General features: G+C 61.4%; 16 protein-coding genes. 14 read left to right on the top strand and 2 right to left on the bottom strand.

The annotated features are described in order from the left end of the window. The first annotated feature begins 185 nt into the window (after positions 1 to 185). The 11 genes from acuI to fis all read left to right on the top strand — a co-directional run bounded on the left by acuI (position 186) and on the right by fis (position 9,921). On the top strand, positions 186 to 1,163 hold the full coding sequence (gene acuI, locus ACJ8IN_RS17965) for an acrylyl-CoA reductase (NADPH) (protein WP_101427445.1): 978 nt from the start codon (positions 186 to 188) through the stop codon (positions 1,161 to 1,163). Between the two features lie 156 nt (positions 1,164 to 1,319). After that, entirely contained in the window at positions 1,320 to 2,321 is a 1,002-nt protein-coding gene (gene msrP, locus ACJ8IN_RS17960) for a protein-methionine-sulfoxide reductase catalytic subunit MsrP (protein ID WP_442519516.1), read from the top strand. Beyond that, on the top strand, positions 2,322 to 2,921 hold the full coding sequence (gene msrQ / locus ACJ8IN_RS17955; protein WP_041036869.1) for a protein-methionine-sulfoxide reductase heme-binding subunit MsrQ: 600 nt from the start codon (positions 2,322 to 2,324) through the stop codon (positions 2,919 to 2,921). A 287-nt stretch (positions 2,922 to 3,208) separates the two neighbouring features. Continuing rightward, on the top strand, positions 3,209 to 3,661 hold the full coding sequence (aroQ, locus tag ACJ8IN_RS17950; RefSeq protein WP_004936891.1) for a type II 3-dehydroquinate dehydratase: 453 nt from the start codon (positions 3,209 to 3,211) through the stop codon (positions 3,659 to 3,661). A gap of 32 nt (positions 3,662 to 3,693) precedes the next feature. Then, a complete protein-coding gene (accB, locus tag ACJ8IN_RS17945; protein ID WP_033636178.1) occupies positions 3,694 to 4,161 on the top strand; it encodes an acetyl-CoA carboxylase biotin carboxyl carrier protein in 468 nt (155 codons plus the stop codon). A 12-nt stretch (positions 4,162 to 4,173) separates the two neighbouring features. Continuing rightward, on the top strand, positions 4,174 to 5,523 hold the full coding sequence (gene accC, locus ACJ8IN_RS17940; RefSeq protein WP_004936886.1) for an acetyl-CoA carboxylase biotin carboxylase subunit: 1,350 nt from the start codon (positions 4,174 to 4,176) through the stop codon (positions 5,521 to 5,523). A gap of 151 nt (positions 5,524 to 5,674) precedes the next feature. Beyond that, on the top strand, positions 5,675 to 5,917 hold the full coding sequence (locus tag ACJ8IN_RS17935; protein WP_033644445.1) for a YhdT family protein: 243 nt from the start codon (positions 5,675 to 5,677) through the stop codon (positions 5,915 to 5,917). Then, a complete protein-coding gene (gene panF, locus ACJ8IN_RS17930) occupies positions 5,907 to 7,352 on the top strand; it encodes a sodium/pantothenate symporter (protein ID WP_033636180.1) in 1,446 nt (481 codons plus the stop codon). Before ACJ8IN_RS17935 ends, panF begins: the two co-directional genes overlap by 11 nt. An 11-nt stretch (positions 7,353 to 7,363) precedes the next feature. Beyond that, entirely contained in the window at positions 7,364 to 8,245 is an 882-nt protein-coding gene (gene prmA, locus ACJ8IN_RS17925) for a 50S ribosomal protein L11 methyltransferase (RefSeq protein WP_308326069.1), read from the top strand. Between the two features lie 393 nt (positions 8,246 to 8,638). Then, a complete protein-coding gene (dusB, locus tag ACJ8IN_RS17920) occupies positions 8,639 to 9,643 on the top strand; it encodes a tRNA dihydrouridine synthase DusB (protein ID WP_004936856.1) in 1,005 nt (334 codons plus the stop codon). Beyond that, positions 9,625 to 9,921, top strand: a complete 297-nt coding sequence (gene fis, locus ACJ8IN_RS17915) for a DNA-binding transcriptional regulator Fis (protein WP_000462905.1) — start codon at positions 9,625 to 9,627, stop codon at positions 9,919 to 9,921. The genes dusB and fis overlap by 19 nt, the downstream gene beginning before the upstream one ends. 128 nt (positions 9,922 to 10,049) lie before the next feature. Here the strand turns inward: fis and ACJ8IN_RS17910 are convergent, their stop codons facing one another. Then, positions 10,050 to 10,391, bottom strand: a complete 342-nt coding sequence (locus ACJ8IN_RS17910; protein WP_004936850.1) for a hypothetical protein — start codon at positions 10,389 to 10,391, stop codon at positions 10,050 to 10,052. A gap of 257 nt (positions 10,392 to 10,648) precedes the next feature. On the opposite strand from ACJ8IN_RS17910, the gene lpxO reads away from it, so the two are divergent. From lpxO to ACJ8IN_RS17895, 3 genes are all read left to right on the top strand, one after another. After that, the gene (gene lpxO / locus ACJ8IN_RS17905) at positions 10,649 to 11,554 is read left to right on the top strand and encodes a lipid A hydroxylase LpxO (RefSeq protein ID WP_164098056.1); all 906 of its coding nucleotides are present in this window, start codon (positions 10,649 to 10,651) and stop codon (positions 11,552 to 11,554) included. A 297-nt stretch (positions 11,555 to 11,851) separates the two neighbouring features. After that, complete coding sequence (gene lpxP / locus ACJ8IN_RS17900) at positions 11,852 to 12,772, top strand: kdo(2)-lipid IV(A) palmitoleoyltransferase (protein WP_033648968.1); 921 nt, start codon at positions 11,852 to 11,854, stop codon at positions 12,770 to 12,772. A 115-nt stretch (positions 12,773 to 12,887) separates the two neighbouring features. After that, positions 12,888 to 13,586: a CTP synthase C-terminal region-related (seleno)protein gene (locus tag ACJ8IN_RS17895; protein WP_223182021.1), complete on the top strand. Its 699-nt coding sequence runs from the start codon at positions 12,888 to 12,890 to the stop codon at positions 13,584 to 13,586. Positions 13,587 to 13,635: 49 nt separating this feature from the next. On the opposite strand, the gene ACJ8IN_RS17890 is transcribed toward ACJ8IN_RS17895, so the two are convergent. After that, entirely contained in the window at positions 13,636 to 21,111 is a 7,476-nt protein-coding gene (locus ACJ8IN_RS17890; protein WP_442519515.1) for an amino acid adenylation domain-containing protein, read from the bottom strand. Positions 21,112 to 21,120: the final 9 nt, after the last annotated feature.

Below are 21,120 nucleotides of genomic sequence, written 5' to 3'. Positions count from 1 at the left end.
GGTTAAGTGAGTGTTCACCCTTTAGCTAAAAGGGGCCGTCCAACCCTAACAAGCCTTGCCGAGGAATAAAACCTGCAAGCGCCATTTTTGTCCTTTATCAGGACTTGGGCCGCTTATTATGCATATAGTCAAATAACTGTGATTCAGCCATTGAATAGAAAAGTGTAAACGAGAGGAAGAGTGACATGCGTGCACTGTTATTGGAACAACAAGACGACCAAACTCTGGCTCATATCAAAGATATCGACAGCGATCGGTTGCCGGAAGGCGATGTCACCGTCGACATCAACTGGTCCAGCCTGAACTACAAGGACGCGCTGGCGATCACCGGCAAAGGCAAGATCGTGCGCAACTTCCCGATGGTGCCGGGCATCGACTTCGCCGGCATCGTGCGCCACAGCCGCGACGATCGCTTTAAAGAGGGGCAAAGCGTGGTGCTCACCGGCTGGGGCGTGGGCGAACACCACTGGGGCGGGTTGGCCGAGCAGGCGCGCGTCTCCGGTGAGTGGCTGGTGCCGCTGCCGAACGGCCTGGATGAGCGCAAGGCGATGATCATCGGCACCGCCGGCTTTACCGCCATGCTGTGCGTGATGGCGCTGGAGGAAGGCGGCGTGCACCCGGACGACGGCGATATCCTGGTCACCGGCGCCAGCGGCGGCGTGGGCAGCACCGCCATCGCCCTGCTGGCGGCGCTGGGTTACCGGGTGACCGCCATCAGCGGCCGCGACAGCAATACCGACTACCTGAAAGCGCTCGGCGCCAAAGAGGTGATGCCGCGCGATGCCTATATCGACATGCCGCGTCCACTGGAGAAACAGCTGTGGGCCGGCGCGGTGGACACCGTCGGCGACAAACTGTTGGCGCGGGTGCTGGCGCAGATGAACTATAACGGCACCGTCGCCGCCTGCGGCCTGGCGGGCGGTTATCAGCTGCCGACCACCGTGATGCCGTTCATTCTGCGCAACGTGCGCCTGCAGGGCGTGGATTCGGTGCATACGCCGCTGCATCGCCGCCAAACCGCCTGGGAACGGCTGGCCGGCATTCTGCCGGACAGCTTCTATCAGCAGGCCACGCACGAAATCTCCCTCGAGCAGGCGCCGGCCACCGCCGCCGCGCTGTTGAACAACCAAATCACCGGCCGCACCCTGGTGAAAATCCGCTGACCCTATCCCCCCGGCGACGGGGGGATCGCCCGCTTCTGCGAAATTTCATATTTTCCCGCGTCCCCTCGCTTCCGGCCGCCTTTAGCGCCATGCTTATTTCATGGAGACCCGTCAGCCGCTCGCAGGCGGCGGGAATCAGTCGCGGAGAACATAAGCATGAACAAACACCCCAAATTGACCGAGGCCGACGTCACGCCGGAGAGCGTATTCCACCAGCGGCGCAAGGTGCTGCAGGCGCTCGGCATCACCGCCGCTTCGCTGGCGCTGCCCACCGGCGCACAGGCGGACCTGCTGTCGTGGTTCAAGGGCAACGATCGCCCCAAGGCACCGCCGGGCAAAGCGCTGGAATTCAGCAAACCGGCCGCCTGGCAGGCGCAGTTGGCGATGACGCCGGAAGACAAGGTCACCGGCTACAACAACTTCTATGAGTTCGGCCTCGACAAGGCCGATCCGGCCGCCAACGCCGGCGGGCTGAAAACCGAAGGCTGGAAAGTGCGCATCGACGGCGAAGTGGCGAAGCCGATAACGCTGGATATCGACGATCTGATGAAGCGTTTCCCACTGGAACAGCGCATTTACCGCATGCGCTGCGTCGAGGCCTGGTCGATGGTGGTGCCGTGGATCGGTTTCGAACTGGGCAAGCTGATCAAGCTGGCCGAACCGAACGGCAACGCGCGCTACGTGGCCTTCCAGACGCTGTACGATCCGGAGCAGATGCCCGGCCAGAAAGATCGCTTTATCGGCGGCGACCTGAAATACCCCTACGTCGAAGGGCTGCGGCTGGACGAGGCGATGCATCCGCTGGCGCTGCTGACCGTCGGCGTGTACGGCAAAACCCTGCCGCCGCAAAACGGCGCGCCGCTGCGGCTGATCACGCCGTGGAAATATGGCTTCAAAGGCATCAAATCGATCGTGCATATCCGTTTGGTGCGTGATCGGCCGCCGACCACCTGGAACCAATCCGCGCCGAACGAGTACGGTTTTTACGCCAACGTGAATCCGCACGTCGATCATCCGCGCTGGTCGCAGGCCACCGAGCGTTTCATCGGCTCCGGCGGCATTCTCGACGTCAAACGCCAGCCGACGCTGCTGTTCAACGGCTATGCCGACCAGGTGGCGTCGCTGTATCGCGGCATGGATCTGCGGGAGAATTTCTAAGTGCGACTGACGCCTGTTCATATCAAATGGCTGAAAGCCGCCCTGCATCTGGCGGCGTTTCTGCCCTTTCTCTGGCTGGTGCTGGCGGTGGATCAAGGCTGGTTCAGCGCCGATCCGTCCAAGGACATCCAGCATTTTACCGGCAGGATGACGCTGAAACTGCTGCTGGCCACGCTGGCTATCGCCCCGCTGGCGCGCTACGCCCGCCAGCCGCTGCTGATCCGCTGCCGCCGCCTGGTGGGGCTGTGGTGCTTTGCCTGGGGCACGCTGCACCTGATAAGCTACTCCACGCTGGAACTGGGGCTGAGCAACCTCGGCCTGCTGGGCAGCGAGCTGGTGAACCGCCCTTATCTGACGCTCGGCATCCTCACCTGGCTGATCCTGCTGGCGCTGGCGGCCACCTCAACGCTGTGGGCGATGCGCAAACTGGGCGCCAAATGGCAACTGTTGCACAACTTCGTCTATCTGGCGGCGATCCTCGCCCCTATCCACTACCTGTGGTCGGTCAAAACGTTTTCCCCCCAGCCGTTCATCTACGCGCTGCTGGCGGTGGCGCTGTTGGGCCTGCGTTACAAGAAATTCCGCGCCTGGTGGCGCTGAACTACGCGGCGGCGCGCGTTATTGGTACGGAAAAACGCGCGCCGCCGGCGGGAACTTTTTCTGTGTTCCAGCGCTCATATTCCTGTCACGGATCCCCGAGTTCGTCGATTTGGGGTTGAATATCTTCGCTGATAAGACCAGTATTTAGCTGCGAATTGCTACGATATCGTTATAATGCCCGACCTTGTTTCTGTTCTCAGGGTGAATTTGCCCCTTAACAGGTGACAAATCGATAACATCGGGTTATTTTCTACGATGATGGTTTTATTGCCGGAGATACCAGCACAATGGCGGATAAGTTTCACATTTTGCTTCTGAACGGCCCCAATCTCAATCTGCTGGGGACGCGTGAGCCGGAGAAGTACGGCAGCACGACGCTGACAGAGATTGTTAACGGATTGGAAAACCAGGCATCCGCATTGGATATTACCCTGAGCCATCTGCAGTCCAACGCCGAGCATCAGCTGATCGATCGCATCCATCAGGCGCGCGGCAACACCGATTTCATTCTGATAAATCCGGCGGCGTTCACGCACACCAGCGTGGCGCTGCGCGATGCGTTGCTGGCGGTGCAGATCCCGTTCATCGAGATCCACCTGTCCAACGTGCACGCCCGCGAACCTTTCCGCCATCACTCTTATCTCTCAGACGTAGCGGTAGGCGTGATTTGCGGCCTCGGCGCGGATGGCTACGCTTTCGCTTTACAGGCAGCGGTTAACCGTCTGTCGAAAACCCACTAATTGCTCCACAAAAAGAGTACGGAATCACACTCATGGATATTCGTAAAATCAAGAAACTGATCGAACTGGTTGAAGAATCAGGCATTTCTGAACTGGAAATCTCTGAAGGCGAAGAATCGGTTCGCATCAGCCGTGCCGCACCGGCGCAGGCTTATCCCGTCATGCAGCAGGCCTACGCGATGCCGGCACAGCAGCAGCCAGCCCTGGCTAACGCCGTTGCCACCGCTCCTGCGGCAGAAACCCCTGCAGCACCGGCGGCCGTGAGTGGCCACGTCGTTCGTTCCCCAATGGTAGGCACCTTCTACCGCACCCCAAGCCCGGACGCGAAAGCCTTCGTTGAAGTGGGCCAGAAAGTGAACGCCGGCGATACCCTGTGCATCGTTGAAGCCATGAAAATGATGAACCAGATCGAAGCGGACAAGTCCGGCGTCGTGAAAGCCATCCTGGTGGAAAACGGCCAGCCGGTCGAATATGACGAGCCGCTGGTCGTCATCGAATAACGAGGCGCCCCCATGCTTGATAAAATTGTTATCGCCAACCGCGGCGAGATCGCGCTTCGCATCCTGCGTGCCTGTAAAGAACTGGGCATCAAGACCGTTGCGGTTCACTCCGCGGCCGACCGCGATCTGAAACACGTGCTGCTGGCCGACGAGACCGTCTGCATCGGTCCTGCGCCATCGGTAAAAAGCTACCTGAACATCCCGGCCATCATCTCGGCGGCGGAAATCACCGGCGCGGTGGCGATCCACCCAGGTTACGGCTTCCTGTCCGAGAACGCCGACTTCGCCGAGCAGGTTGAACGCTCCGGCTTCATCTTCATCGGCCCGAAAGCCGAGACCATCCGCCTGATGGGCGACAAGGTTTCCGCGATCAACGCCATGAAGAAAGCCGGCGTGCCGTGCGTACCTGGCTCCGACGGCCCGCTGACCGACGACATGGATAAAAACCGTGCCTTCGCCAAGCGCATCGGTTATCCGGTGATCATCAAGGCCTCCGGCGGCGGCGGCGGTCGCGGCATGCGCGTGGTGCGCAGCGACAAAGACCTTGAGCAGTCCATCAACATGACGAAAGCGGAAGCCAAAGCGGCTTTCAACAACGACATGGTGTACATGGAAAAATACCTGGAGAATCCGCGCCACATCGAGATTCAGGTATTGGCCGACGGCCAGGGCAACGCCATCTATCTGGCCGAGCGCGACTGCTCCATGCAGCGCCGCCACCAGAAAGTGGTCGAAGAAGCGCCGGCGCCGGGCATCACCAGCGAAATGCGCCGTTACATCGGCGAGCGCTGCTCGAAAGCCTGCGTGGAAATCGGCTACCGCGGCGCGGGCACCTTCGAGTTCCTGTATGAAAACGGCGAGTTCTATTTCATCGAAATGAACACCCGTATTCAGGTAGAGCACCCGGTTACCGAAATGATCACCGGCGTGGATCTGATCAAAGAGCAGCTGCGCATCGCTGCCGGTCAGCCGCTGTCGATCAAACAGGAAGAAGTGAAGATCCACGGCCACGCGGTAGAATGCCGCATCAACGCCGAAGATCCGAACACCTTCCTGCCGAGCCCGGGCAAGATCACCCGCTTCCACGCGCCAGGCGGTTTCGGCGTGCGTTGGGAATCTCATATCTACGCCGGTTATACCGTACCGCCGTACTATGACTCCATGATCGGCAAACTGATCACCTTCGGCGAAAACCGTGACGTGGCGATTGCCCGCATGAAAAACGCCCTGGCTGAACTGATCATCGACGGCATCAAAACCAACGTTGAGCTGCAGCAGAAGATCATGAACGACGAAAACTTCCAGCACGGTGGCACCAACATCCACTATCTGGAGAAGAAGCTGGGTCTGCAGGAAACCTAAGGCAGCACGCAGCATCGTCTGACGAAAGGCCGGTTAATCACCGGCCTTTTTCTTTGGCGTTGCCGCCAGTAACGGCTTGGCAAAACGCCGTCATGCCGTAAAATTCCCTACCTTTGATGAATCCATCACCGTAAACCTATGGGAGACACGGATGGACAAACGCTTTATTCAGGCGCACCGCGAAGCGCGCTGGGCGCTGGGGCTGACGCTGCTCTACCTGCTGGCCTGGGGGCTGGCGGCCTATCTGCCGGACAGCGCTATCGGCGTCACCGGCCTGCCGCACTGGTTCGAAATGGCCTGCCTGCTGGTGCCGCTGCTGTTCATCGGCCTGTGCTGGCTGATGGTGCGCACGGTGTTCCGCGACATTTCGCTGGAGGACAGCGATGCAAACTGAAGTGATCCTGCCGCTGGTCGCCTACCTGTTGCTGGTATTCGGCCTGTCGGTATACGCCTATCGCCGCCGTCAGAATGGAAATTTCCTCAGCGAATATTTCCTCGGCAACCGCTCGATGGGCGGCTTTGTGCTGGCGATGACCCTGACCGCCACCTACATCAGCGCCAGTTCGTTTATCGGCGGCCCCGGCGCCGCCTACAAATACGGCCTGGGCTGGGTGCTGCTGGCGATGATCCAGCTGCCGGCGGTGTGGCTGTCGCTCGGCGTGCTGGGCAAGAAATTCGCCATCCTGGCGCGGCGCTACAACGCTATCACCCTCAATGACATGCTGTATGGCCGCTACCAAAGCCGCCTGCTGGTGTGGCTGGCCAGCCTCAGCCTGCTGGTGGCGTTCCTCGGTGCCATGACGGTGCAGTTTATCGGCGGCGCACGCCTGCTGGAAACCGCCGCCGGCATTCCTTACGACACCGGCCTGCTGATCTTCGGCATCAGCATCGCGCTGTACACCGCCTTCGGCGGCTTCCGCGCCAGCGTGCTGAACGACGCCATGCAGGGGCTGGTGATGCTGCTCGGCACCGTGCTGCTGCTGGTGGCGGTGATCCATGCCGCCGGCGGACTGGACAGCGCAGTCAGCAAACTGCAGCAGATCGATCCGGCGCTGGTGTCGCCGCAGGGCGGCGATCAGATCCTCAGCCTGCCGTTTATGGCGTCGTTCTGGATCCTGGTGTGCTTCGGGGTGATCGGCCTGCCGCACACCGCCGTGCGCTGTATCTCCTACAAGGACAGCAAGGCGGTGCACCGCGGCATTCTGCTCGGCACCGTGGTGGTGGCGGTGCTGATGTTCGGCATGCACCTGGCCGGCGCGCTCGGCCGCGCGGTGTTGCCGGATCTCAAGATCCCCGATCAGGTGATCCCGACGCTGATGATCACCGTGCTGCCGCCGTACGCCGCCGGGATTTTCTTGGCGGCGCCGATGGCGGCGATCATGTCGACCATCAACGCCCAACTGCTGCAATCCTCCGCCACCATCATCAAGGATCTCTACCTTGGCGTACGCCCACAGCAGATCCACAACGAGCGGCTGATCAAGCGCTTCTCCAGCCTGACCACGCTGATCCTCGGTCTGTTGGTGCTGCTGGCAGCCTGGCGGCCGCCGGAGATGATCATCTGGCTCAACCTGCTGGCTTTCGGCGGGTTGGAGGCGGTGTTCCTGTGGCCGCTGGTGCTGGGCCTGTACTGGGAACGCGCCAATGCTCAGGGAGCGCTTAGCTCAATGGTGTCGGGTGCGGTATGCTATACGCTATTGGCCAGCTTCAACCTGCAGCCGGCGGGGCTGCACCCTATCGTGCCTTCGCTGTTGCTCAGCCTGTTGGCGTTTTATCTCGGTAACGTCGTCGGCGAAAAGCGCCGGACGGCGTCATCATTACCCTCTTGAAGAGAATTGCTATGCCTTGGATCCAACTCAAACTGAACACCACCGGCAGCCAGGCGGAAGACCTGAGCGACGCGCTGGTGGAAAGCGGCGCCGTATCGGTGACCTTCCAGGACACCCACGACAACCCGGTGTTCGAACCCTTGCCGGGTGAAACCCTGCTGTGGGGCGATACCGACGTGATCGGCCTGTACGACGCGGAAACCGATATGGCCGAGGTGGTGGCGATGCTGGAACAGCACCCGCTGCTGGGCGCCGGTTTCCGCCACAAGATAGAGCAGCTGGAAGATAAGGACTGGGAGCGCGAATGGATGGACAACTTCCACCCGATGCGCTTCGGCGAGCGTTTGTGGATCTGCCCGAGCTGGCGCGACGTGCCGGATCCCGACGCGGTCAACGTGATGCTCGATCCGGGCCTGGCGTTCGGCACCGGCACCCACCCGACCACGGCGCTGTGTCTGCAGTGGCTGGACGGCCTCGATCTGGCCGGCAAAACCGTCATCGACTTCGGTTGCGGTTCCGGCATCCTGGCGATCGCCGCGCTGAAGCTGGGTGCGGCGCGCGCTATCGGCATCGACATCGATCCCCAGGCCATTCAGGCCAGCCGCGACAACGCGCAGCGTAACGGCGTTTCAGAGCGTCTGGAGCTGTATCTGCCGAAAGACCAGCCGGCGGACCTGCTGGCGGACGTGGTGGTCGCCAACATCCTCGCCGGCCCGCTGCGCGAGCTGGCGCCGCTGATCGGTTGCCTGCCGAAGGCCGGCGGCCATCTGGGGCTGTCCGGCGTGCTGGCCAGCCAGGCGAGCAGCGTTGCGCAAGCCTACGAAGAGAAGTTCACGCTCGACCCGGTCGCCGAGCATGAAGAGTGGTGCCGCATCACCGGCCGCCGCAAGTAAGCGTCACGGTCTATTGCTCCCTCATCCACCGGCCCTGCGCCGGTGGATTTTTTTTGCCTGGCGATCGGCCCGCGGGCGAGACAAAATTTTATGCAATTTTTCGCCGTTCAACGACGGATCGCCCTGACAATGCGCCTTCCAGGCAGGCTATCCCGGCAAAAAACGCGGGTGAATGCAGATAATATTCTGCGCAAAGGCGAATATTTTACCGCACACAAAATAAGCACTTTTCGTCAACTCGTTGTAAAATATATACAATATTTTTATGAATCACTGCGCAGCGCATTTTTTGCCCTAATATCGCGCCAATTGGTTAAAGTTTGGCCTTTCATCTCGGCGCAAAAATGCGTAATATACGCGCCCTTGCGGACACAGTATGGTCACTCTTTGTCTATGCGCATTGGACACCACCAGCTTACTAATTGCCTGATTGCGGCCCCGATGGCCGGTATTACAGATCGCCCGTTCAGAACCCTCTGTCATGCAATGGGTGCTGGGATGGCTGTATCCGAGATGCTCTCCTCCAACCCGGAGGTGTGGCGGACGGATAAGTCGCGTCTGCGTATGGTGCATAGCGATGAACCAGGGATCCGCTCCGTGCAGATTGCCGGATGCGATCCTGATGATATGGCCGCCGCCGCGCGTATCAACGTGGCCAGCGGCGCGCAGATCATCGACATCAATATGGGATGCCCGGCCAAAAAAGTGAACCGGAAGCTTGCCGGGTCCGCTTTGTTGCAGTACCCGGATCTGGTTAAACGGATCCTCCACGCGGTGGTTGACGCAGTGGATGTGCCGGTAACGCTGAAGATTCGCACCGGCTGGGCGCCAGAGCATCGTAACTGTGTAGAGATTGCCCAACTGGCCGAAGACTGTGGTATTCAGGCCCTGACGATTCACGGCCGAACCCGCGCCTGTCTGTTTAACGGCGACGCGGAATACGACAGCATTCGGGCAGTTAAGCAGAGTGTTTCCATTCCGATTATCGCGAATGGGGATATTACTGACCCGCATAAAGCCAGAGCAGTGCTCGACTACACCGGGGCCGATGCCCTGATGATAGGCCGCGCTGCTCAGGGGAGACCCTGGATCTTCCGGGAAATCCAGCATTATCTGGACACTGGGGAGTTGCTGCCGCCGCTGCCGCTTGGCGAGGTGAAGCGCTTGTTGATTGGGCACATTCGGGAATTGCACGGCTTCTATGGCCAAGGCAAGGGATTCCGGATTGCTCGTAAGCACGTGTCCTGGTATCTCCAGGAACACGCTCCGAATGACCAGTTTCGGCGCACATTCAACGCCATAGAGGATGCCAGCGAACAGCTGGAGGCGTTGGAGGCATATTTCGAAAATCTTAGCGTAAAAAAAGAGCTGACAGAACTATGTTCGAACAACGCGTAAATTCTGACGTACTGACCGTTTCTACCGTTAACTCACAAGATCAGGTGACTCAAAAGCCTCTGCGTGACTCGGTTAAACAAGCACTGAAGAACTATTTTGCTCAACTGAACGGTCAAGACGTAAATGACCTGTATGAGCTGGTACTGGCTGAAGTTGAACAGCCACTGTTGGACATGGTGATGCAATACACCCGTGGCAACCAGACCCGCGCAGCCCTGATGATGGGCATCAACCGCGGCACGCTGCGCAAGAAGCTGAAAAAATACGGCATGAACTGATACTAGTCAGTTAACGTGTTGAAAAGGCGCTTTATCTCATTTGATAAGCGCCTTTTTCTTTTGGGGCGCGCCCGGTTTGCGGGCAATAAAAAAGGCCGCAGCGCGGCCCTTGTGGCAAAGCGGCGACCTTATTCGGTCACTTTGTTCTTGAGGCTTTCCGCCCCTTGCTTGGTCTTGTCCCAAGCCTTCTCCGAACCTTGCTTGGTGGAGTGCCAGGCCTTTTGCGAGCCTTCGCTCACTTTGCTGCCGACGCTGTCGCTCTTGCCTTCGGCGGCGTGCTTGGCTTTCAGCTTCAGCTCTTCACCCTTGTCCTGAGACTGGTGCAGCTTTTCTTTGGCGGTATCCGCTCCTTTGTGCGCTTCGGCAACGACCTCGTTGCTGGCGTGAGCGGCGGTGTCGGTCGCGGTCTCAGCGGCGAACACCGGGGAAGCGAGCAGCAGTGCAGACAAGGCAATGATTGATTTCTTCATAAGTCCCTCTTTTCTCAGATACGTGCCATTCGTCATGAAATAAGATGGCACACAATCACGTTAAAGAAACCTAAGAATAGTACGAAAACCAAAAATACCAACATAAAATATCAACACTCACATCTTTATTAACTTTTCATGCCATCTACGTTCAACAATGGCGAAATGGCACGAAAAAGTTAAATTTTATCTGTCACAAAACTATAATTTTTACGTTTTTTACCTCGTAATAATCAGTAATGACAGGGATGGATTCTATGGTTGCCGTCATCATCATAGGCGTTTTTATCGTCAGCTTCCTTTACGCACACTCCCGCGGCAAGGAGAAACAAAAGCTTACCCGCCAACTGTTCGATCACTCCACCTTTATGGGGCCGATCAATATGTTTATGACCGGTTTCTCCCGTTTGCCCGCCAGGCAGCCCTATTTCGACGAAAAAGTTTTCCCGGAGCTGCAGACGCTGACCGACAACTGGCAGGTGATCCGCGAGGAAGCGGTGCGCTTGCAGCATCACATCAAAAAGGCGCAGTCGCACAACGATGCGGGGTTCAACACCTTCTTCAAACGCGGCTGGAAACGTTTCTATCTGAAGTGGTACAGCGACAGCCACCCTTCGGCGCAGGCGCTGTGCCCAAAAACCGTCGAGCTGCTCAACCGCATCCCGTCGGTCAAGGCCGCGATGTTCGCCGAGCTGCCGCCCGGCAGCCATTTGGGTAAACACCGCGATCCTTACGCCGGCTCGGTGCGCTATCACCTGGGGTTGATGACGCCCAACGACGATCGCTGCTTCATCGAGGTGGACGGCGAGCAGCACAGTTGGCGCGACGGCGAGGCGGTGATCTTCGACGAAACCTACGTGCACTGGGCGCAGAACGCCACCGATCAGACGCGCATCATCCTGTTTTGCGACGTCGAGCGGCCGATGAAATGGCGCTGGGCGCAGGCGGTTAACCACTGGGTCGGTTCAACGCTGATGTCGGCGGCCAGCTCGCCAAACGACGATCAGGACCGCACCGGCGGCATCAACCGCATCTTCAAATACGTCAACGCGGTGCGCGATGCCGGCCAGCGCCTGAAGGCGCGCAACCGCCGCGGTTACTACCTGCTGAAATGGCTGGTGATCGCTGCGATCTTCGCCGCGATTATCATTCCCAGCCTATAAAACGAGCCAATCTTCAACTCAGGGGCAACGCGAATGAGAATATTCGCATGCCCCTCTTCCGCCACACCCCGTACCCTGTGTTAACATACACGTTCCTAGAGCCGCCTCCGCTGGCCAACAGCTATCCCTCCGAAGCCTGATAGCAGCGCAAACCGCCCTTCGAATGTAAATGTTTAGTCAATTATGGAATTCCGACTAAACCCTGGCCGTACTTGGGTGTCTGAGTAGTCGTATCGCTATCGAGTGGATCCTTTATGCGTTACAGGTTGCTACCCCCTAACGCATAAACGAGCTGCTATGAAACGCCAAAAGAGATTTCAACTTTCCTTGCTACACCCGCGCTACTGGCTGACCTGGTTCGGCCTGGCCCTGCTGTTCCTGCTGGTACAGCTCCCTTACCCGTTGCTCAATCGGCTGGGGGTGTGGATGGGGCGCACTTCGATGCGTTTTCTTAAGCGTCGCGTCACCATTACCCGCCGCAACCTCGAACTGTGCTTCCCCGAGATGGACGAAGCGCAGCGCGAACGTAAAGTGGTGGGCAACTTCGAATCGCTCGGCATGGGCCTGCTGGAAACCGGCATGGCCTGGTTCTGGTCGGATAAACGCGTCAAGCGCTGGTTCAACGTCTCCGGCATCAACCACCTCAAAATGGCGCAGCGCGACGATCGCGGCGTGCTGGTGATCGGCGTGCACTTTATGTCGCTGGAGCTGGGCGGCCGGGCGATGGGCCTGTGCCAACCGATGATGGCGATGTACCGCCCGCACAACAACAAGGCGATGGAGTGGGCGCAGACCAAGGGCCGCATGCGCTCCAACAAAGCGATGATCGATCGCAAGGATCTGCGCGGCATGGTGCACGCGCTCAAGCGCGGCGAGGCGGTATGGTTCGCGCCGGATCAGGACTACGGCCCGCGCGGCAGCGTATTCGCGCCGCTGTTCGCCGTCGATCAGGCCGCCACCACCAGCGGCACCTTCATGCTGGCACGCATGGCCAACCCGGCATTGGTGCCGGTGGTGCTGATCCGCCGCGAAGGCGGCCGCGGCTACGACCTGCTGATTCAACCGGCCCTGGAAGACTACCCGCTCAGCGACGAACAGGCGGCGGCGGCTTACATGAACAAAGTGATCGAGAAAGAGATCATGCGGGCGCCGGAGCAATACATGTGGCTGCACCGCCGCTTCAAAACCCGACCGGCCGGCGCGCCCTCGCTGTACTGACCCTCTTTTTTCCAGCCCGGCCAACGCCGGGCTTTTTTGTGCGCCACGTTTAAAAAGCGGCGGCTCGACACTCTACTTTCCTGTAATCTCCTTTTTTACCCGCACAGGAAAGGAAATGATGAAAGCTCAAGTTCGCATTGCTCTGGTCGGTGATTACAACCCGCAAGCCGTGGCCCATCAGGCCATCCCCGTGGCGCTCCAGCTCACCGCCGCCCATCTCGACATCGATGTGCAGCCCCAATGGCTACCGACAGAAACCCTGACCTCCCCCGACGTCCTGCAAAATTTCGACGCCATCTGGGTGGTGCCGGGCAGCCCGTATCGTTACGACGACGGCGCCTTTATGGCGATCCGCCATGCGCGGGAAAACGACGTGCCGTTCCTCGGCTCCTGCGGCGGTTTTCAATACGCCATCGTCGAGTACGCCCGCAACGTGATGGGCTGGCACGACGCCGGCCATGCGGAAACCGACAGCGGTGGCCGATTGGTGATCGCCCCGCTGAGCTGCTCGCTGGTGGAAAAAACCGGCGACATCGTTTTTCAGCCTGACACCCGCGTCGCGCAGGCCTACGGCAGCCTGAACACCCATGAAGGCTACCACTGCAACTTCGGCGTAAATCCGGAGTTCGTCGCCGATCTTGAGCGCTTCCCGCTGATCGTCAGCGGCCACGACACCGAAGGCGACGTGCGCGCCATCGAACTGCCGGGCCGGCGTTTTTACGTCGCCACGCTGTTCCAGTCGGAACGCGCCGCGCTGCGCGGCGAGCTTTCACCGCTGGTGGTGGAACTCGTCAAAACCGCCGCCAACGGGTAAAAAAAAAGCCCTCTTGCGAGGGCTTTCTCATCGGATACATCCCGCCGGCTTACGCCTGTCCGAGCTCGCGCAACGCCAGATTGAAGTGTTGCCCCAGCTCACGCCGATGAACCGGATGCTCCATCATCGACACATGGTCGCCGTTGACCTGGCTGACGCGGACGGTCGCCGGCGGCAGCAGCTTATCCCATCCCAACGCGGAAGCGTCTTCGCGGCAATATCCCGCCTGCTTGATCCTTTGCCAATACGCCTGGAACTGTGCGTTCTGCGAATTGACGGAAACCTGCTCCTGCTTCGCCTTGAACAGATGGATTTTCAGCGATGCGGGCTGCACCAGGGTCGCTTCCACCAGTTTGGCGTAGTGGTGCCGCTGCTGCCAGAGCGCCGCCTCGTCGGCTACTTCCTCACGCTGAGTCTTGATCCCGGCGCGTTGCACGGCCGCGATCGCCTCCGGCAACGGCAGCTCGGCCAACTGCTGACAGAACTGCGGATCCGGCCTTTCCTGCGTTGACTCCACCCAGTTCAGCAACAGCTGGACCGGGCTGTGCATCGCCTCCACCGGCCGCAACGTGTCGATCAACCCCAGGAAGGCGACCGCTTCCCCGGCCGATTGCAGCTGCTCGGCGATAGCATAGGCCAACACCCCGCCGGAAGAGTACCCCGCCAGATGGTATGGCCCCTGCGGCTGCACTTCGCGAATCAACGCCACGGCGCTGGCGGCCATATCGGACATGGTGGCCGGCTTCTCCTCCACCGCCGGCCACGGCACGGCGTAGACCGGGAAGGTCTCGTCGATCTCCTTGGCCAATTCAAACACGTAGGAGTGGTCGCCAAAGCCGGTCGGAACGAAGAATAGCGGCGGCCGGCTGCCGCTGCTGCGAGCCGGCACCGCTTTGCGCAGCGGAGCCTCTGCGGTGCGACGATCTATCCGCTCGGCCAGCTCGGCCAATATCGGATGGTTGAAGATCGCCTGTACCGGCAAGGTGATGCCTTGCTGACGCAGCTGGCTGGAAAGACGTACCGCCAGCAGCGAATGGCCACCGAGCTCGAAGAAATTGTCGTGGCGCCCTATCTGGCCAATCTCGAGCAGCTCACACCATACCCGCGCCAGCGTCGTTTCGGTTTCCCCCTGAGGCGCCGCATACTCCCGAGTGCCGACTGCCTTGCGCTCCGGCTCCGGCAAGGCACGCCGATCCAGCTTGCCGTTGGCGGTCAACGGCAGCGCATCCAGCCAGACATAAGCCGACGGCACCATGTACTCCGGCAAACGTTCGCTCAGATAGGCCCGTAGCTGTCCCTGCAACGCGCTGCGGTCAACGTCGGCCGTCGGTACGATCCAGGCGACCAGGCGCGGATGATGTTCCGTCGAACAAACCTGCACCACCGCTTCCCGCACCCACGGGCTCGCCGCCAGCTGCACCTCAATCTCGCCCGGTTCGATGCGGAACCCGCGCAGCTTGATCTGCTGATCGCATCGCCCCTGGTATTCAAGACTGCCGTCCGGTAAATAACGCGCCAGATCGCCGGTGCGATACATGCGGCCGCCGCCGACCGGATTGAACGGATCGCTCAGGAAGCGCTGTGCCGTCAGTTCCGGTCGGTTCAGGTAGCCCAACGCCACCCCCACGCCGCCGATATGCAATTCCCCCACCGCTCCCATCGGCACCGGGCGCCCGCGGGCGTCCAGCAAGTAAGCGCGGGTATTGCCGATCGGTTTCCCAATCGGCAAGCGCGCCTCCCCTTCAGCCCGCTCGATACGTGCCGTTGTCGCAAAGGTGGTGGTCTCCGTCGGCCCATAGGCATGGATCATGTGCACCGGCCCCCGCTCTTGCAACAACCGCGCATAAGCGCCCGGATCCTCTTTCTCCCCTCCGCTAATCAGATATTTCAACTGCGCCAGTGCGCCGCTGATGCTATGCACATACTGATTGAACAGCGCAGTGGTCAAGAACAGCGTGGTGATGCGATGGCGTTGCAGTTCGGCCGCCAGACGCTCGGCCTCCATCATCACCTCCGGCGCGATCACCACCAGCGCACCGCCATTCAACAGGGCGGCCCAAACCTCCATCGTGCTGGCATCAAATGCCGGATTGGCGGCAAAGGCGATGCGGTCGTCGGCGTCAAAGGCGGCGTAGCGGTTGTTGCGCACCAGACGCGTGATACCCTGGTGCGGCGTCATGACGCCTTTCGGCGTACCGGTCGAGCCGGAGGTATACATGATGTAGGCCGTCGCGCCGCTCGACACGCGCAACGCCGGGTTACCGTTATGATCTTCAGCTTCGCGATCCTCGACCGTCAGCTGCGGGATCTCCTCGTCGCCGATGGCGTCCGTCAGCATCAGGCAGGCGCCGCTGTCATCGGCGATCCACGCCTGACGCGCGGCCGGCAGTTGCGGATCGATGGGCACATACGCCGCCCCGGCCTTGATTACCGCCAATTGGGCGCAGACCAGTTCGATGCTGCGCGCCAGCCGCACCGCGACCCGGTCGCCCGGTTGTACGCCGCGCTCAATCAGCCGATGCGCCAACCGGTTGGCGCGCGCATTCAACTGTGCGTAGCTGAGCCGTTGCGCATCCTGGATCAAAGCGATGGCCTGCGGCGTCAGCCGCGCCTGCTGTTCAAACAGTTCGTGCACGCAGGTATCCGCCGGGTAAGCTTCCGCCGTATGATTCCAGCGGCACAGCTGCAGCGCATACTCTTCATCCGGCATCACCTCCAGTTCACAGACCGGTGTCTGAGGCGCCTGCTCCAATGCCTGCGCCAATGCGCTCAACGCCTGCGCCATATAGCCACACACGCGCTGCGCTTCAATCGGCTGCCTGACCTGCGCCGTCAGGCCCAGCGAATCACCGCCGTCCTCGACCGACAGCACGAACGGATAGTTGGTGCGTTCCTGGCTATCGAGCAGCGTCACGCCGGTTGGCAATGCGGTGTCCTCGCCGCTGTTATGCCGGTAGTTCAGCAAGGCACTGAACAGCGGCGTGCCCGCGGCGACGCCGCTGCAGCGCTGCGCCAACGCCAGCGGCGCATGCTCATGGGCCAGCAGCCCGCTCAGCCGGATGTGCGCCTGCAACACCGCCGATTCCGCGCCGACCTCGTTGACATCCAGCCGCAGCGGCAACGTATTGATAAACAATCCGAGCGCCCGTTCCGCCCCGTCTCCGGCCTGCATGCGGCCCAACAATACGGTGCCGAATACCACCTCATCGCGGCCGGTAGCGCGCGCCAACACCTGCGCCCAGGCCAGGTGGCACAGGCTGGCCAGGCTGACGCCCAGCCGCCGCGCCTGCCGCCGCAGCTGTTGGTTGAGCGCATGCGGTAAAGCCAGGTGCGCCGTCGAGATATCCCGCCCTTCGCCATGCACGTCGCTCAGGCCGAACGGCAGCGACGGTTCATCGATATCCGCCAGCATAGTGCGGAAGAACCGTTCGTGTTCGGCCTTGCTGACGCCGAGCCTTGCCTGCGCCACCGCGTTGCGGAACGGCGGTGCCTTGGCCAGTTCGTCCCCGCGCCCGGCCAGGATCAGGTTGATCTCCTCCTGCATCACCGCCAGGGTCGAGTGGTCGCCGATCAGGTGATGCCATTGCTGGAGCACGCACCAACTGCCTTCTTCCCCCTGTGCGGCGACAAAGCTCAGCAACGGTGCGCGCGTCAGATCAGGCCGCACGCGGCGCGGATCAAACAACGCCGTCAGCCGCGAACCGATCTCGCCCTCTGCCGGATTGAGCCGCAGTTCTCGCAGCGACAACTCGGCCTTGCGCCACACCACCTGCACCGGCGATGACACGCCCTGCGTGATGAACGCGGTGCGCAGAATGTCATGGCGATCGATCACCTGCTGCATCGCCGCCAGCCAGGCGTCCAGGCGCGCACGGCTGTCGAAACGCAGCACCGCAGACAGCTGGTACGGGTCGCCTCGTTCCGCCAGCAGATGGTGGAACAAAATCCCCTCCTGCAGCGGCGACAAGGCGTAGATGTCCTGTACGTTGGCCACACCGCCCGGCACCTGCGCCACCACCGCGTCGATTTCCGGCTGGCTCAGCGTCGCCAGCGGCAACATCTCCGGCGTAATGGCTACGCAGCCCGGCAGGATACCGTTGGCCGGCACGCTCACTTCCTGCTGCGTGACCAACGTCTGCGCCAGCGTTGACAGCGTCGGCGCGGTGAACAGCGTTTGCACCCCGGCGCTCAGCCCGACACGGCGCAGCTGCGCCATCAACTTCACCGCCAGCAGCGAGTGGCCGCCCAATTCGAAGAAGTTATCGTGGCGCCCGACCCGCTCAATGCCCAGCAGCTCGCGCCAGATCCCCGCCAGCAGCGTTTCCAGTTCGCCTTCAGGTTCGGCGTAAACCTCACGCACGTAGGCGTCCTCCTGCGGCTCAGGCAGCGCGCGCCGATCCAGTTTGCCGTTCGGCGTCAGCGGTAGCGTATCCAGCGCCACCCAGGCCGCCGGCAGCATAAACTCCGGCAACATCCCCGCCAGATACTGTCGCAGCGTCACCGCCAACGTCTGGCGATCCGCGTCAGCCTCCGGCACCACCCAGGCTACCAGTCGCTTATTGTCCACTTCGCCGAGGACATCCACCACCGCTTCGCGCACCGCCGGATGACCGGCCACTCGCGCCTCGATCTCACCGCATTCGATGCGGAAGCCGCGAATTTTCACCTGCCGATCGTTGCGTCCCAGGTAGTCGATATTGCCGTCCGCCAGATAGCGCGCCAGATCGCCGGTGCGATACATCCGCTCGCCTGGGTTAAACGGATCCGCCAGGAATCGCTCTGCCGTTAACTCTGCGCGGTTGAGATAACCCAGCGCCACCCCGGGGCCGGCGATGTAGATCTCGCCGGTCGCGCCGAGCGGCACCGGTTGCCCGTGCTCATCCAGCAGATAAATCCGGGTATTGCCGATCGGCCGCCCGATAGGCAAACGCTGCCATGGATCCACTCGCTCGATCGTGGCCGTCGTGGCGAACACCGTACATTCGGTCGGCCCATAAGCGTTGATCAGCCGTACCGGCCCAGCCTCTTTCAGCATGCGGGCAAAGGCGTGCGGATCCGCCGCTTCACCGCCGCTCAGCAGATATTTCAACTGCGCCAGCGTCGCGGCGATGCTATGGGCATATTGGTTAAACAACGAGGTGGTCAGGAACAAGGCGTTAATCCCTTGCCGCACCAGCGCCGCCGCCAACGCCTCGGCTTCCGTCAACACTTCCGGCGCAATGATCGCCAGACTGGCGCCATTCAACAGGGCTCCCCACATTTCCAGCGTGCTGGCGTCAAACGCCGGATTGGCGGCGAAAGCGAAGCGATCGCCGCGTTCAAACGACGCAAAACGATTGTTGATCGCCAGCCGGAGGATGCCTTGGTGCGTCACCATGACGCCTTTAGGCGTACCGGTCGAGCCCGAGGTATACATGATGTAGGCCGGCGCGTCGCCGGCGCGAGGCACCGCCGGATCGTGGGTCGGATTCTGCCGCAGCCGATCGATACGCAGGCAGGCGATCTCGCCGGCTATCTCGCGGTCGATATCGCGATCGCACAGGATCAACGACGCCCCGCTGTCGCCGATGATCCACGCCTGCCGCGCTACGGGCAGGTGCGGATCAAGCGGCACATAAGCGGCCCCCGCCTTGAGGATCGCCAGTTGGGCGATGACCAGAGAAACGCTGCGTTCAAGCGACGTGGCCACGCGATCGCCCGGGCGCACGCCCTGTGCGATGAGTTGGTGCGCCAGTTGGTTGGCGTGGGCGTTCAATTGGGCGTAGCTCAGGCTGTCCCGATCGTTCACCACCGCAACGGCGTCCGGCGTGCGCTGCGCCCACTGTTCGAACAGGACGTGGGCACTGCTCTGCGCCGGATAAACTTCCGCGGTTCGGTTCCAGCCGTACAACAACAGTTCACGCTCGGCAGCCGGCAGCAGATCGAGATGCGACGCAGGCTGCGTAGCATTTGTCGCCATCGCCCGCAGCACCTGCACCAGGTAAACGCCGTAACGTTCGGCGGTAGCGCGGTCGAACAGCGCCGTGGCGAAGTTCAGCGTCCCGCTGATTTGCTCGTCGCGCTCCGCCAGATCGAGCGTCAAATCATACTTGGCGATCTGATAGCCCAACTCGGCACTCTCGGCCTGCAGCCCAGGCAGCGAGATATCGCGCACCGAGCCGTCCTGCCAGGCCAACATCACCTGGAACAGCGGGGTATAACCCAGGTGGCGCGGCGGATTGACCAGCTCCACCACCTGCTCGAACGGCAGATCGCGATTTTCCCGTGCCGTCAGCACCGCGTGACGGATCCGCGCGATCAGCGTCGGCAGATCCGGATCGTCGCGAAGATCGATGCGCAGCGCCAGCGTGCTGACGAAGAAGCCGACCAGCGATTCGGTTTCCAGCCGGCCACGGTTGGCCTCCGGCGTACCGATCACCAGCTCCTGCTGCCCGGCCATGCGCGCCAGCACCAGGCTCCAGGCCGCCAGCACCGTCATGAACAACGTGCCGCCATGCTGCCGGCTGAACTGCCGCAGCGCCTGCGTCAGCTCGGCGTCGATCGCGATCGGCACCTCCCCGCCGCTGAAAGACTGCACCGTCGGACGCGGCCGGTCGGTCGGCAGCGTCAGCAGCGCCGGCGCATCGCTCAGCGTTTCGCGCCAGTATTGCGCCTGCGCCGCCAGCCGCTCCGGCGTCAGATAGCGACGCTGCCAGGCGGCGTAATCCGCGTATTGCAGCGTCAGCGGCGGCAGCGGATCGGCATCGCCGCGACGCAAAGCGCCGTACAACGCCCCCAAATCACGCAGCAGAATGCCGGTCGACCAACCGTCGGAAATGATGTGATGACAGGTGAGCAGGAACAGATGCTCCTCATCCGCCAGACGGATCAGCGCGGCGCGCACCAGCGGCCCCTGCGTCAAATCAAAAGGCGCCTCCGTCAGGCGCTGCGCCAGTTGCCGCGCCTGGCTCTGAGCATCCTGCCGCCCACGCAGATCGTGAACCGTCAACGGCAGCGCGTCTGCCGGCAGAATGTGCGCCTGCGGCTGCCCCTCGACGGTGACAAACCGGCTGCGCAACGCTTCGTGGCGGGCATAGAGCGCATCCAGGCTCTGCCGCCAGGCGGGCAGATCCAGCTCGCCGCGCAGGCTCAGCGCCAGGGGAATATGGTAAGTTTCACTCAGGCCTTCCAACTGCGTCAGGAACCACAAACGCTGCTGAGCAAACGACAGCGGCAACGCGGCGCCGCGTGGCATAGCCTCGATCGGCGGCAGCGCCTCATCGGTTCTCCGCAGTTGCTGCGCCAATGCCAGCAGCGTCGGATTGGCGAACAGGACCTGCAACGGCAGCTGCCATTCCATCTGCTGCAGACGGTTGGTCAGACGCACCGCCAGCAGCGAGTGGCCCCCCAGTTCGAAGAAGTTATCGTGGCGCCCAACCCGCTCCACGTTCAGCAGCTCGCGCCAGATCGCCGCCAGCAGCGTTTCGTGTTCACCCTGCGGCGCTTCATACGCCGCCTGGCTCTGCGCCCCCTGCGGCTCCGGCAACGCCCGCCG

Origin of the sequence: Serratia sp. CY31944, assembly GCF_052169175.1 — a bacterium.
Taxonomy (GTDB): domain Bacteria; phylum Pseudomonadota; class Gammaproteobacteria; order Enterobacterales; family Enterobacteriaceae; genus Serratia; species Serratia sarumanii.
This window is presented reverse-complemented; position numbering and strand designations above follow the sequence as displayed.

Coding starts and splice junctions, on each gene's coding strand:
- ACJ8IN_RS17935 (WP_033644445.1), top strand. CDS start 5,675: ATGGACAAACGCTTTATTCAGGCGCACCGCGAAGCGCGCTGGGCGCTG.
- aroQ (WP_004936891.1), top strand. CDS start 3,209: ATGGCGGATAAGTTTCACATTTTGCTTCTGAACGGCCCCAATCTCAAT.
- lpxP (WP_033648968.1), top strand. CDS start 11,852: ATGAAACGCCAAAAGAGATTTCAACTTTCCTTGCTACACCCGCGCTAC.
- lpxO (WP_164098056.1), top strand. CDS start 10,649: ATGGTTGCCGTCATCATCATAGGCGTTTTTATCGTCAGCTTCCTTTAC.
- panF (WP_033636180.1), top strand. CDS start 5,907: ATGCAAACTGAAGTGATCCTGCCGCTGGTCGCCTACCTGTTGCTGGTA.
- dusB (WP_004936856.1), top strand. CDS start 8,639: ATGCGCATTGGACACCACCAGCTTACTAATTGCCTGATTGCGGCCCCG.
- accB (WP_033636178.1), top strand. CDS start 3,694: ATGGATATTCGTAAAATCAAGAAACTGATCGAACTGGTTGAAGAATCA.
- acuI (WP_101427445.1), top strand. CDS start 186: ATGCGTGCACTGTTATTGGAACAACAAGACGACCAAACTCTGGCTCAT.
- prmA (WP_308326069.1), top strand. CDS start 7,364: ATGCCTTGGATCCAACTCAAACTGAACACCACCGGCAGCCAGGCGGAA.
- ACJ8IN_RS17895 (WP_223182021.1), top strand. CDS start 12,888: ATGATGAAAGCTCAAGTTCGCATTGCTCTGGTCGGTGATTACAACCCG.
- accC (WP_004936886.1), top strand. CDS start 4,174: ATGCTTGATAAAATTGTTATCGCCAACCGCGGCGAGATCGCGCTTCGC.
- fis (WP_000462905.1), top strand. CDS start 9,625: ATGTTCGAACAACGCGTAAATTCTGACGTACTGACCGTTTCTACCGTT.
- ACJ8IN_RS17910 (WP_004936850.1), bottom strand. CDS start 10,391: ATGAAGAAATCAATCATTGCCTTGTCTGCACTGCTGCTCGCTTCCCCG.
- msrP (WP_442519516.1), top strand. CDS start 1,320: ATGAACAAACACCCCAAATTGACCGAGGCCGACGTCACGCCGGAGAGC.